8 protein-coding genes are annotated in these 14,718 nt (G+C 35.4%); all 8 read right to left on the reverse strand.

The window, feature by feature from the left end; translation table 11 throughout:
* Positions 1–2 precede the first annotated feature (2 nt).
* The 8 genes from KBJ98_RS00840 to KBJ98_RS00875 all read right to left on the reverse strand — a co-directional run bounded on the left by KBJ98_RS00840 (position 3) and on the right by KBJ98_RS00875 (position 14,709).
* On the reverse strand, positions 3–1,739 hold the full coding sequence (locus KBJ98_RS00840; protein ID WP_210787885.1) for an alpha-amylase family glycosyl hydrolase: 1,737 nt from the start codon (positions 1,737–1,739) through the stop codon (positions 3–5).
* 5 nt (positions 1,740–1,744) lie between these two features.
* Positions 1,745–2,671, reverse strand: a complete 927-nt coding sequence (locus tag KBJ98_RS00845; RefSeq protein WP_210787886.1) for a carbohydrate kinase family protein — start codon at positions 2,669–2,671, stop codon at positions 1,745–1,747.
* Positions 2,672–2,687: 16 nt separating this feature from the next.
* Positions 2,688–3,992, reverse strand: coding sequence for an MFS transporter (locus KBJ98_RS00850; RefSeq protein ID WP_210787887.1), 1,305 nt, complete (start codon positions 3,990–3,992; stop codon positions 2,688–2,690).
* Between the two features lie 134 nt (positions 3,993–4,126).
* Positions 4,127–5,044: a hypothetical protein gene (locus tag KBJ98_RS00855; RefSeq protein ID WP_210787888.1), complete on the reverse strand. Its 918-nt coding sequence runs from the start codon at positions 5,042–5,044 to the stop codon at positions 4,127–4,129.
* Positions 5,044–6,429 carry a vanadium-dependent haloperoxidase gene (locus KBJ98_RS00860; protein ID WP_210787889.1) on the reverse strand — a complete coding sequence of 462 codons (1,386 nt, stop codon included), beginning with the start codon at positions 6,427–6,429 and terminating at the stop codon, positions 5,044–5,046. The genes KBJ98_RS00855 and KBJ98_RS00860 overlap by 1 nt, the downstream gene beginning before the upstream one ends.
* A gap of 4 nt (positions 6,430–6,433) precedes the next feature.
* Positions 6,434–9,694 (reverse strand): VCBS repeat-containing protein, encoded by a 3,261-nt coding sequence (locus KBJ98_RS00865; RefSeq protein WP_210787890.1) that lies wholly within the window; start codon positions 9,692–9,694, stop codon positions 6,434–6,436.
* Entirely contained in the window at positions 9,687–13,019 is a 3,333-nt protein-coding gene (locus KBJ98_RS00870) for a VCBS repeat-containing protein (protein ID WP_225899032.1), read from the reverse strand. Before KBJ98_RS00870 ends, KBJ98_RS00865 begins: the two co-directional genes overlap by 8 nt.
* 142 nt (positions 13,020–13,161) lie before the next feature.
* Complete coding sequence (locus tag KBJ98_RS00875; RefSeq protein ID WP_210787891.1) at positions 13,162–14,709, reverse strand: RagB/SusD family nutrient uptake outer membrane protein; 1,548 nt, start codon at positions 14,707–14,709, stop codon at positions 13,162–13,164.
* Positions 14,710–14,718: the final 9 nt, after the last annotated feature.

The following is a 14,718-nucleotide window of genomic DNA, read 5'->3' on the forward strand; positions in this document are numbered from 1 at the left end:
AGTTAAAAATTTAAGATGTGCGTTGCATCATTTTCTTGATGCTCAATAGTAAAACTTAGCGTTAATAAATCTGCTTTTAAATGAGCAACTGAATAATCTTTTACCCATTTAATATCAATTTTTGTAACATCAGAATCGTCTATTTGAACTTGTCCTGAAAAGGCAAGAGCGGTATTTCGCAAACGAATGATTTCAAGTTGTTTTTGGACAACAGTAGTTTTCAAACCTTGATTAACCTCGTCAAGTGTAATTGTAGTTCGGTTAATTTCTTTGTGACCGGCACTTCCGCCTGCATCGGCCGCTGCATAATTGTTTTTACCCGCAAAAATGTCCAAATACCATACTTGAGGAATTCCAGGAACAAACATTTGAATGGCTCTTGCCAAAAGTAATTTTTGATCGTCTTCGCCCAAGGCACTGTAAAAAGTAGCGTTGATTTGGTAGTAGGAGATTTTTTTACCTGATGGATCGTATAAGTTTTTAACACGTCCGCCACGTTCCAAAATGGTATTCATGATCGACTCGATTTCAGCATCTTCGAGCAAACCTTTATTGTAAACGCCGTCAACTTCTTTTCCTTTTAAGTCCAAAACCGGAATTCCATCATGGCAACCCAACATGTTCACGGTTTTAAAACCTTTGGCAACAATTTCTTTAGCCCATCGATTTAAAGCGCCACTGTTTTTATTTTCAATGGTGTGCAAGGTGAGTCCTGGTAGGAAAAAGTCATAAATATAATAGCCTTCGGCAGCTACTTCGTCATGCAAATGCAAACCATATTCCGCATGGATTTCTGGCAAAAGCATTAAATTATTTTTTTTAGCAATTTGATTGATGCGCTCTAAGTAATCCCAAGTACCGGGTTTATTAAAGAAATTGGACTCACCAACTTGCTTGTGTAAATATGCAAAGGCATCCAAACGAAGAATTGTACAACCATAATCCTTTAATTTTTCTAAGGTTTCATTATAAAATTGCCACACTAATTCTGAAGCGCCATTAACATCCATTTGCCCCAAATAAGAGCGCTTTTGCTCAATAATTTGTACAATTTGCGAGCTAAAATTAGCGGCATTTTTAAAATCAATAGTTGCTAAATCTTGTTGTGTTGCGATTGCTGCATTAGCTATTGCCAAAACATCCTCATACTGCTCCTGTGGTAAGTTTTGAACCGCTTGTAAATCTTCGGTTGTTATCGGATTGTATGAGATTTGCTGGTAAAAAGTGTTCCAATAGGGTTGATCAGAACCATCAGGAAAACGAACTTTCAAAATAGGCAAACCTGACTTTCTCATGAATAATTTATTGAGAAATTCTGGTTTCGGAATTCGGATTCCTTCCTCATTTAAATCGCCGTCGTGCTGCCAAAACTCATTCCAATTAATAAAAAAATCTTTGTATTTAGAATTTTTTCCATGGTCCAAAAGATCTTTGAACTGCGGAGACGCAACGGAAAGGTGATTTAGAACGATGTCGAATTTTAATTTAATAACGAGTTCCTCCAATTCTTTTAAATCATTTGGAGATACTAATTCTTTATTGATATCGTAGTCAATTATAGAAAAACCGCGATCTAAATCACTATTAAAAAAGGTTGGCAAAACGTAGAGCAACGAAAAAACATCTTTGAACTCCGTCATTTTAAGCATGGAGATAGAATCACTCAATTTTACCCCAATACTATCTGGATAAACATTGAGCATCACTCCGTTGCTAATTGTAGAACTATTGTGCTGCATGATCTTTATAATAGTTTGGAAAGAATGTTAATATTATCAGGCAAACGACCCACATTTTGTAATTTCAAAGCTGCTAGCTTAAGTGCAATATCTAAACATTCTTGTGTTGATTTTTCTTTGATATATGCAAATAAGAAACCCGACCAAAAAGCATCGCCTGCCCCAGTGGAGTCCATTACTTTATCAATTTTAATAGCTGGCATTTGAATAATTTGTTGACCTTTTTGCGAAAGTTTTACCCCTTTACTACCTAAAGTGAGACAAACGGTATCGACTCCTTTATCATGAAAAAATTTAAAAATATCTTCGTGTGGCAATTCTTTTTCAAAAAGTCGTAACATATCATCTTCGCTAATTTTAATCAAAGGATTAAATTGGCAGTACGCATCAATAACTTTGAACGCTTTTTTCTGGCTTTTCCACAACTTGCGTGCATAGTTTAAATCGATGCTTAATTTACAACCCAAATCATACGCTTCTTGCGCTTTTTTCAGGATGGTTTTTTGAGCAGGATTTTTACTCAAAGCAAAACAAGTGGTGTGAAAAATAGTAGTGTTAGCCAAAATATCTTTGGTGATTTGTTCCTCATAAATACAACAATCAGCAGAGCGATAGGGTATAAAATCAGGCGTACCTTCAGACCTTGATACAAAAATCACACTTGTTGATTTGTCATCTAAAACAGAAAGATGATTAGTGTTTACTCCTACTTCATTCAAGCGCTCAGCAATGTAAGACCCAAAACCGTCATTCCCAACAGTAGCAACCATGATGGTATTTAATCCCAATCGAGTTGCATTCATCGCTACGTTAGTAGGCGAACCTCCTAAGTACCGATGATAGTCTCTAGTTTCGTTTATCATCACCCCTTCTTGATGACCAATAAAATCAACAAGAACCTCGCCTACACAGAGAATGTCTATTTTCTTCATTTTATAAATCGTTGTATTATTCGAGAACCTTATTTTTATTAACTTTAATTATAAGAGTAGATAATGCTGCTAGAACTAGCAAAACACCTGCAAATGTGATAGCCTGACGAGGGTCATTATCTAAAAAATTACGCAAGACATATCCAAAAGAAACGTTTTGAATAATCATTGGTATCACAATCATCATGTTTATAATTCCCATATACACTCCGTAGCGCTCTTTTGAGATCACCGCTACTACCATTAAATAAGGAATTCCCATCATGCTAGCCCATGCAATTCCGTAACCAATCACAACTGCAAAAAACAAATATTGATTTTGGACTAATGGAAAGCACAAAAGCGAAACTGCACCAAACAGCAAGCAGACAAAATGAATCATTTTGGCACCATGTTTTTTAGCGAGTTTGGCCAAATAAAAAGCAATTGAAAAAGTCACTATAAATCCAAACGCACCAATTAACCCATTCCACTCTACCGCTTTTTCATATCCTTGGGGATTACTGGGCGTAACATTCCAAACTGAAAGCGCTATACTTTTAGAGTTGTTTTGCCAGTAACACATCATGGCATACCATTGAAAGAGATAGACCAAAAACAGCTGCCACATCACTTTTGGCATTTCTAAAACTGCTTTGTAAATGTCTATAAATGGAGAAAAAACGTTTAGAGGTTCTGCCTTCAAAGCTGCTAATTCCTCGTGAGTTGGTGGAATTTCTTGAGTTTTGCTCATACTCCACCAAATAGAAGTAATAGACAAAACTGCACCCAGAAAAAAGGATGCGTAAATCCAAGTAGGTAATGATCCTGTATAACCTACGAAAACTATTGGAAACAAAAACAGGGATATATAAGCTAAAAATTGCCCAAAGCCTGTAAAAAAACTTTGCGCTTGAAAACCGGTAGGTTGCTGCTCTTCATTCAACGTATCAGCTATAAAAGCACGATAAGGTTCCATTGCAGTGTTGTTACCTACATCTAGAATCCAAAGTAAACCAGCCGCCATCCAAAGTGAACTACTAAACGGAAATAAAAACAAAGCCAAACTGCATACTAGCGCACCAATAAAAAAGTAAGGTTTGCGTCGACCCCATCTTGGATGCCAAGTTTTGTCACTCATTGCTCCAATTATGGGTTGAATGATTAATCCTGTAAGCGGACCAGCGAGATTTAAAATTGGAATTTCATCAGGACTAGCGTGTAAAAAGTCGTATATCGGGTTTACGGCACTTTGTTGCAAACCAAAACTGTATTGAATGCCAAAAAAACCAACATTCATATTGATAATTTGCCAAAAACTTAATTTTACTTTTAAATTCATTCTGGTTGCTTAATTTGTTAATTTTTCATAAACTTAATTTTAAAATCGCCAAATAAAAACAGATTAAACAAAAAAACGTTTTCGGAAGACCCGAAAACGTTTTCGACTGCTATTAAAAAAGTAAAAAAGTTATGTTATTTTTTTTGAAAAGGAATAATCACTTTTGTTTGCCATTTTAGTTCATCACCACCATTAAATGGATTAGCTAAAAAATGCTCCAAAACACGATGTTCTAGCTGTAATTTATTTCGCTCTGCGTAATCTTGTAGGGCAAACCAAGCGCGGTCTGAGGTTCTAAAATTTCCATAATAGGTAGCTTTCAAACCTTTGATTACTGGCAAGGTTTTAAATTTAACTGTAGCGTGAGGAATTATCTTAGTATTTTTCGCCACTGGAAAGCAGTAGTTAAATTCAAGAGTTTCTTTTTCTTGATCCCAATTGGTTACCTCAACATAAGGTCTTCCTGTTATCTTAATTTTGTTTGTGTATAAAAATCCAGTTATTATCGCATCATTAGCAATCATGGTTTGCGCTTTTTCCTGTATTACACTTTTTAGGGCAATGTATGCAACGAATTCCTCATTTGAATTCCCCGGACCTTCTATTTTTACTTTAAAATTTTTAAGATGCGTGTCAAGACCTTTTTTAAAATCAGTGATTTTTTCCAACTGCTCTTTCTTAAAATCAGTTTCAAAAAAAGGAACTGTCAGTTTATTATACCAACTCTGGTTTATATCTGTGATACCAACATTGACGGAAACAACAGAATCATTCTTCGAGACCACTTCCCAATCGTAAACCACTTGTTTTTGTCCTTGGGTTAGGGTATAACTTACTTGAGACAAGCCGCTTTTTTGGGTTAATACATATTTCACTCCTTCTTTTTGTTCTCGACTGGCTGCCCATTCTTTAATTCCTTGATGTACCGTTGCTCGTGCAGCTTGTACTTTGAAATGAATGGTATAATCTGATTGTTTAATTAAAAAGTACCATCCTAAAAAAGCCGTAAAAAACACACTGCATCCAATCCAAATTTTCTTTTTAATACTCATTATTTTGTCTTCATTTTTAATTTACTAGTAATAAAATCTCCGATATTTTTACCTTGAACGACTCCATTTTCAATAGCTGCACGATAATGAATTCCGCCATACAACCTACTAATTGATGCTTCATCTGCAGCTTGTTGAAAAGATTTAAAAGAGCGCTTTGGTAAGCCAAAAGGCACCTCTGAATCATCAACATAACTAAAATTATCTCCGAAAATAGAAGTCAAAATTATAGCAGAGCAAGACGAAACAACAGAGTGACCGCTGGTATATTCTGGAAAAGGAGGCGTTTGTAGTTGCGGACGCCAATTTTCATCAATGTTTTGATTGATATAGGTTTCTGGGCGAATTACATTGCTTCGGTACTTTTCGTTCCAACAGCTAATAAAACTTTCAAAAATACCAATAGACGCCTTTGTGTATGCAAAAACAGAAGTTTCAAAATCAGCCTTGGTTTTTTTGAGAGCAATTTTGGTGATGTTAATCCAATGCGCATCTGGAGTATTTTTCTTTTTGGCAAACATCATGTGACCTTGCACCACCGTTGCGTACGGATTACAATCCCAAAATGAAGCAATGTCAGACTCTTCAGGAATAACTCCTTTTTTGTTTTTTTCAATGGCTAATAATTTTTCAGAAATTGTATTTCCTATTTGATAGGTTTCTAAAGCATCTTTGTAAAAAGCAGAATTTTTATCGGTAGAAAAAGGATACGGCGCTTTTGGCTTAAATTGTGCCGCAGAATCCATTACTAAAGTTCTTATTTCTCCCCAATGTGGCTCCACTCCGTCCATATATGATGGCGGTGTAGGTTGCCAACGGCCCGGCTCATCAGCATTTACTGAATATTTAGAAAAAGTTCTAGTTTGTTTGTAATTGTCTTTGGCCATCCAAGCGGCAATACGATCTACTACTTTCAAAGCATAGATTTTAGAAGCTTCAAACTCTTCGGAATTTTCATCACTCCATTTGGTATACAAACTATCGCGGTATTTTTCGAGTGCTTCTTCAGAAAAAATCAATTGTTTGCTCACCTCCATGTGTGCAATTATGGCTGCCAAGTTTTTGTTGACACCACTTTTTGGGTCTAAAACTGGGATTGAATCAAGACCATTTAACTGACCTTGTAAACTGGTATAATTGCTATTGTTTTGCGCTATAATCTCATAAGCAGCCACGTTTGGGTACACATAAATACGACTAGCCACAGGTGGTGAAAAGATATCATGAACCATTATGCCCGTTACTGTATCGACCGCTGCACAAAAATCATCGGTAGTAACTTGTATACTTTCTTTTTTCTTGCAAGAACTTAGTGCTGTTAAAAAAACAACTAGTCCAATCACGATGGACTTTATTCGAGATATAATAAGATGTTGTCGTTTCATTATATTAATTTTTTAATAAAGGCAATTGATACACGGCTGTTTTTGTATTCGTACTAGTAACTATAAGGTATTTTTTCCCTTTAACCGTAATCATATCCAAATGTCTCACTGCTTTTTTAGTCAAATCGATACCAATTTGATGGCCTAAGAAAATAGTTTTATCGCTTTTAATCAATGCTCCCGAAAAACCATCAAACCTACTGTGATACGGTGTCACTCCAAAATAATTTCCTGCGGCAAATACAGCTGGTTTAGAACTAGCATCAAACTTCGCTTTTACAAAAGTGGTAATTGGTGCTACCTGCATTTTATTGGTAAAAGGAACAAATACAAACTTGCCTTTGTCATTTCTCAAATACCCTGACTTTAAATTATGCACTTCAAAAAAAGCGCCTTTTGCTAACATTTTAGGATCAAAAATTTCTTCGACCGTTTTTCCTGCAAATGATTTGTAGGTGTTAAATTTCTTTCTGAGCACACCACTAAATTGCTCTACCAATTCATCTAAACTATGAGTAGTGTAGTATTTACCGTTTTTTTCGATGGTTACAATAGTTTCGTAGGAACCATTCTTGTCAAAATCATCGTAGTACATTTTCATTGGGAAAGTAGTTGAAGCTTTGAACTTAGAATTCAATCCCCAATTCCCTACCAAGTAATCCAAATCGCCATCGTGATCAATATCAAACGGAATAATTGCCTGCCATAAGCCGTTGTTTTTTTCTGGAAAAACAGTTTCGGTTACATTGGTAAATTTTCCATTTTTATTGGCTAAAAAAGTTGGTTTCATAAATTCACCCACAACGATAATATCTGTTGCACCATCAGCATTAAAGTCGGTAAAAACGGCTGCTGTAACCATGCCGATTTTCTCAAATACTGGATTTTTCACGACTGTAAAAACTCCTTTATTATTGTTTAACAAATAACAATCAGGCATTGAGCCAAACCTATTTGTAACGGAGTTGTTACCTATAAAAACATCCAAATCGCCATCTTTATCATAATCAAAAACCTGAACTGTTGACGCATTCTGTGCAAGTTTGGGAAGTGTTGCTGAGCTGAATTGTTTATTATCATTCAAGTACAAACGATCTTGCAAATCAGATGCATTTTCACCGCTACCGGAAACTACAAATAAATCATTGATTTTGTCTTGATTAAAGTCGCCAATAAAAGCCGAAGCATCCTCAAAAATTGAATCTTTTGCTAGTAATTTGTCTTGTTTTAAACTGAAACCTTTTGCGTTTTGGAAATAAACCGCTGCTTGTTTTCCTTTGGCTCCACCGAAGAAAATATCATCAAGCCCGTCTCCATTCAAATCGCCCACGGCAGTTGAAGCACCACGATCAGAGCGTTGAAAAGGGATTAATTTTTGTACCAAAACATCGATATACTCATTTTCTTGTTGCAAATGATCAATACCTAAATTACCATCTACTTTCTTAAAAATAGGCAGTACAGTCGGTTGTAATTTCGAGTAATTGAACACACGTCTGTCTTTATTGGCTGTAATAGTAAGGCTTTGATTCACTTTTACATTTTTAAGAGTTTGATACGTTTTATCAGGCCAAATAACTACTAACGAATCTATACTTTTTTGAGGACCTAAGCCAAAATGAATCGCATGCTCCGAGGACGACTGAAATCCGCGTGTGGTTTGTAACTCTTTAAATTGTTTTTTACCCTTGTTGTAGGCAACTACTTTGGTTCCTATTCCAAAGGAGTTTTTACCCGCAAAACGCAATTTTACTTTTAAATAATTCGCTTTGGAATTGGTCGAATTAATATAAAGCGATGCAACAGCGTTCGTGTTGTTGGTTACAATATCTAAATCTCCATCGTTATCAAGATCTGCATAAGCGCTACCGTTTGAAATAATTGAATCGTTTTCTATCCAATCCTGAGATCTATTTTTATATTTCAAATCAGCAGCACCTTGAAAAACGTAATTAGTTACATTTCCTGCTGGCATGCGCTTTAAAGCTTCTTTATCTAACAATTTAGTCGAGCTTATTTTTTTCTTAACTTGATCGTTAGAGTAATATTTCACATAATCCAAGTCATTTGGTCGCTTTGGAATACCGTTACTTATAAAAATATCTTGTTCACCATCTTGATCATAATCGCCAAAGAGCGTGCTCCAACTCCAATCGGTTGCTGCTATGCCACTCAACAAAGCGGTCTCAGTAAAATGTTTTCCTGCCTGGTTTATTTGTAACATGTTACGCGCATACTGATTGTGGTAACCCAACTTTTCAGTTCTTAATTTCAGCATTTGCGTATTATCATCCCCTAAAGATGCCTTGAGAACTTTTTCGTCTTCTGCTAACATATCTAAGCTTAGAATATCTGGAAATCCGTCGTGGTTTACATCTGCAACATCAACTCCCATAGAGAAACGACTGGTATGCCCAAAAAACTGTTTCAGACTCTCGGTAAAAGTACCGTCGCCATTGTTCAAATAGTAATAATCGTCTTCGTGAAAATCGTTACCTACATAAATATCTGGATAACCATCTAAATTAAAATCAGAAACAGCAAGACCCAATCCATAACCGTTTGCGCCACCAAAAATGCCAGCTTGTTCACTTACATCAATAAACTTACCGTTGTCATTGCGAAATAATTTATCTCCTGATTCGTAACTTCTGTTTTTGCGTGTTTCGGCTTTACCAAATGAAAGTTCGCTATGCACCGCGTGATTGAGCAAGTACATATCAAGATCGCCATCCAAATCATAATCGAGAAAAGCGGCAGAAGAACTGTAGTTATCTAAATCTAAGCCGTATTGTGCTGCACTTTCCGTAAATGTATTGTCTTTATTATTGATAAACAATTCGTTTTGACCTTCAAAACCATTGATACCAACAACAGCACATACATAAATATCCAGATAACCATCACCATTCACATCGGCCATCACGGTACCCGTATTCCAATCGCTATTGCCTTCTACACCGGCTTTTTCAGAGATATCTTCAAACTTATTTTTCCCTTTGTTTAGGTAGAGTTTGTTTTTCCCTTGATTGGATGTAAAATAAATATCGACTAATCCGTCGTTATTAATGTCTCCTAAAGCTACACCGCCGCCGTTATAGTAGTATAAGTAGTCTAAGATGGAAATATTTTTAGACGGTATCAATTCGTTTTTAAAAGCAATATTGCTCTCATCTGCAGGCAATTTATCAAACAATTGCCCCTCTTTTTTAGTGCAACTCACAACAAAAAGTGATGCAATGGCGAGTCTAAAAATATTATTCATTGAGTTTGAAAAGTTTTGGAACATCATTGTTAATAGCTGCTAATAGAAATGTTTTTTTATTTTTATTTTTTATCAGTTGTATCTTTTTGATTTCGCCTCTCACAAAAAATCCAGATGCCGTGCTGTTACTTTTTGTAAAAGTTCCTTTTTTAGACCCCAAAAGAACACTGCCATAATTGGCATCAAGTCTGCCGTATTGTGGTTTAAACTCGTATTGATTTCCTCCCAAAATAAGATCGAGATAACCATCGTTATTTACATCCATCGTTGCAATGGTATTCACTGATGAAAATTGAACTTGAGCAGGCAATGCGGTAATTACAAATTTTCCGTTTCCGGTATTAATTGCTACACAACTTTCTTGATAGGCAACCGTTTTCTGAATCGAGTTTTCAACTATTTCTTTACTAAATAAATCTTGAAAAGTCTTAGTAGCATAAGCTGCGTAGCTTAAATTTTTCTTTTTGATAGACGGAATTTGCTTGGCCAACTCTTGTTTTAAATTGATCGGCAAATCTTTCCCGTTAATAGATCGAGTTGCAATTTGTTCGATTGTGCCGTTATTATCAAAATCGTTAGTGAATAATTTTAAAGGATTATTTTGACTTGGTTTGTACGGGGTATTGGTCCCTTTATTGCCAAGCACTAAATCTTTTTTACCATCATTATTCAAATCAACACAAGATACCGAATTCCAAAATCCGGTGTAGGTAGATAAATTCGATTTAAATTCTACCAAACGGCGGCCATTATTTTTAAAAATCATTGGCGCAGTCCAATCACCTACTAAAATTAAGTCTTTTTTGGAATCGTTGTCGATGTCTTCCCAAATGGCATCGGTAATCATTCCGAAGTTATTGATTTTAAAAGCTTTTTTATCTATCACATTCCTAAAATTTCCTTTACCATCATTTTCTAATAGTAAATGCTTGGGATCAATACCATAAACACCGGGAACACTTCGGCTACCAATAAAAACATCAGTGTCACCATCTAGATCAAAATCGTAAGCCGCAATTACAGCAACGTTATTGGAAGTAGTAGGGATCACAGTTTCACTTCGAGTAAAAACACCTTTGCCATTGTTCAAATACAATCTGTTCTTATAATTGACTTGATCTGCTTTTTCGTTTCCGCCTGAACCTACTAATAAATCAACATCACCATCATTATCAGCATCAAAAAAACTTGCAGCAGTATCTTCAAAAGTAGCATCGAGGTCTAAGTCTTTTTGTGAAGAAATTTTGAAATTACCATTTCCGGCATTGAGGTATATTTTACCAGATTGTCCTTTGGCACCACCAATAAAGACATCGTCATTTCCGTCTCCATTAACATCCGCCACACACATTGAAGGGCCTTCTTGCGAAAGCATTTTCGAGACTAAACCTTCATGATCAAAATCGATAAAATTATTTTCTTTGTGCGCAACAAAAGAGGAATTAACAGCTGAAAATTGAGTTTTTTGATTATTCCCTTTAGGTGAAAAAGTACCTTTTGCTTTAGCAATATCTAAATTCAAAACAGCATTTTTAGCTATCTTTTTAATCGTTTCTGTTGTTCCATTTGGCCAAATAACACGTAAGGAATCGATTTTTTTATCTCCAATGCCGAATGTCATTGTGTAATCAATTGACGATTGAAAACCTCGAGACGGAATCAATTCTTGTCTGATGACTTCAGATCCTGCAAAAAGTTCAACCACGCTACCAACTGCAAAAGTATTTTGACCGTTCCCTTTTAGTTTCACTTTTACATATTGGTTTTTGGCATTTTTCTCCGAATTGTTTCGGTACACAAACGATTCCATGTTCACATTATTCACAACCAAATCTAAGTCTCCGTCATTATCGAGATCAGCATAGGCCGCACCATTAGAAAAACTTGGCCTATCCAAACCCCAATTTGTAGCCTCATTGGTAAAGGTTAAATTTTTATTGTTTTTGTAAGCATAATTAGCAATAGGAGTACTTGGCATTTTACTAATTATAGTTTGAATTTCTTCTTTTTTACCTGTAACCACCATTTTTTGCATGAACTCATTTGCAAAAAAATCAACAAAATCTTGATTAGTTAAGTCATTGTAAATACCATTACACACAAAAATATCTTTGTAGCCATCATTATCCATGTCAAATAATAATGCACCCCAACTCCAGTCGGTTTTTGCTACTCCTGCATAATTAGCTATTTCTAAAAACTGATTTTCCCCATTGTTAACTTGCAAAGTATTCTGCATGTATTGATGATAAAAATCTAAATTTACTTTACGAACAAATAAATCGTAATTTTCAAAATTAGTAGTTGTTTTTAATCGCTCGTCAGGTTCTGGTAACATATCAGTTACAAAAATATCAGCTTTACCGTCATTGTTTATATCAGCCATATCAGCTCCCATTGACGATTGACTGATGTGCGAAGTCCATCCTTTAATTTCCTCAGTGAAAGTTCCGTTTTTATTATTGATGTACAAATAATCTCTTTCATAAAAATCGTTAGAAACATAAATATCTGGATATAAATCACCGTTTACATCACCAACAGTAACTCCTAATCCAAATCCAATAAGACTACCATAAATTCCAGAATCGGCACTTACATCAGTAAATTTCCCATTGTCATTTCGTAATAATTTATCTCCGCCACCTTTTAAAATTTCGGCAACATCCCAATCTTTATCACGTAATTCCCTTTTATTAGAATAATTCAAACTACTTACCGGTATAAAACTGTTGTTTAGGATATACACATCGAGATCCCCATCTTTATCATAGTCAAAAAAAGCAGCATGGGTAGTAATTCCAGTATCGGCCAAGTTGTATTCTTCTGCTTTCTCTGTAAATGTTCCGTTTTTGTTATTAATAAAAAGTTCGTTTTTTTGTTGATTGCCTAAGTTATTTCCAGCATTACAAACATAAATATCTAAAAAACCATCTGCATTTAAGTCTACCATTACAACACCCGTAGACCAAGATTTTTTTCCCTCAACACCTGCCTTTTGGGAAATGTCTTCAAATTTGAAATTACCTTTGTTTAAATACAGTTTATTAGGTCCTAAATTTGAGGTAAAATAAACATCAGAAAGACCATCATTATTAATATCACCAATTGCAACACCTCCGCCATTGTAGAAATTACGGTATTTAAAGATGTTCATATCAGCTCCATTCTTTACTTCATTAAAAAATGAAATTCCTGTTTCTGAGCTATTCATCTTAGTGAATAACGACCCTTCTTCACCTTGCTTCTTATCGGAACAATTTAAAAAAGCAACAGCGAGAATACAGCTTGCAACTAAGCGCTTTAACATAATTGGTTTTGACATTGAATTAGAAAATTGTAAGTATTAGAATTGCCTAATTTATATATTATTAGTAGAATAACGAATAAAATTATAAAAAAATAAAGAGGGTAATAAATACCCTCTTTATGACTAACTCAAAAAAATAATTAATTATAAACAACTCTTAATATCCAGGGTTTTGCTTTAAGTTTGGATTAAATAAAGCAGCGGATGGTATAGGGAATAAAGCATATTTTTTATCAGAAACATAAGCTTTAAGCTCTCTTGCTTGTAAAAATTTGCCAAAACGAATCATGTCATTTCTTCTATACTCTTCAAACCACAATTCACGTCCTCTTTCTGCATACACTGCATCTAAAGTAGTTGGAACTGTACCTGCCACATTTGTTCTTGATATTAACTGTGCAAATTTCGCCGCATCGTTAACTCCCGTACCACCACGCAAAATAGCCTCAGCTTTCATCAATAACGCATCTGAATAACGCATCAAAACAAAATCATTATTTGGAGAACCTAAACTACTCACATCTGGAATATATTTTTGAGCTCTAATACCTGCAGACTCTAAAGTAGCACCACTCGTAATTAAAGTCAAATTTTTTGTAAATATTAAAGGCTGCCCGTCAGGATTAGCTGTTGTTTTAATTCTATCTAAAACTTTAACAGTCCCTCCTGGTTTATAAACCTGACCTACTTGAAAACCTACAGGATTACCGAAGTTTGCAATAATAGCTGGATCAGCATTTTTCGCTCTCCTATCGTTCGGATTAAATTTATCGTAATACTCCGCAACAGTTGCAAAACCATTCCATCCATCAGGTGTTTGGTTGTAGTGCATACCCATTCTCCAAAAACATTGAATGTTTCCTCCATTACCTGGACTATTTCTAGAAGAAAATAATATCTCTGGCGAAGTATTATTATCTGGCTTAAAGTTATCCCAGTAGTCAGGTGCTAAACTTGCGTTTATAGCATCTACATTTTGTACAACTTTTGTCATATCTGCTGGTGCAAATGTGTAAGGCCCAGCAGCATCTTCTGCAGTGAAAACTCCTTTGTTTAAATATAATTTAGCTAATAAAAAATGAGCTGCATCCTTATTTGCAACATTGGCATTTCCAGCGGTTCTATTTGGCAAAGCACTTAGAACAGCTTCTACCTCTTGAATTACAAAATCAGTTGCTTGTGATCTGCTCCAAACCTTAGGATCTGCTAAAGAAGACTCACCAGCTTCACGATAAGGTACTTGACCAAATAAATCAATTACATGGTAGTAATAAAAAGCTCTTAAAAATCGCGCTTCAGCCTTTTGACTTGCCGTTCCGCTACCGCTAAAAATTACTAAGTTACAGTTATTAACTTGGGATAATAATTGATTCCAAGCCCCTCGTACTTCATTATGATCTGGTCCCCAAGTATGCGTATGAATTTGCCTCCATACACCTGCATCATCCCAGTCACCACCTCTTGTAGGACCAACTAGTGCGTCAGAAGACATTTCATTTAATGCAAACATAGTCCCTTGCCCCTGAAAGTTTCTTAAACCTTCATACGAAGTTGCTAAAAATTGCACTGGATCGATGGCTCCTGTACTAGCGTCCTCAGGAATTGCATAACCATCCAATACCTCTTCTTCGAGATTGGTACAACTTATACCTAGTACTAGAGTACCAGACAATAAGATGCCTTTAATAATATTAATTCTTTTCATCGTCTTATA

Source organism: Flavobacterium erciyesense, from assembly GCF_018069925.1.
GTDB classification, from domain to species: domain Bacteria; phylum Bacteroidota; class Bacteroidia; order Flavobacteriales; family Flavobacteriaceae; genus Flavobacterium; species Flavobacterium erciyesense.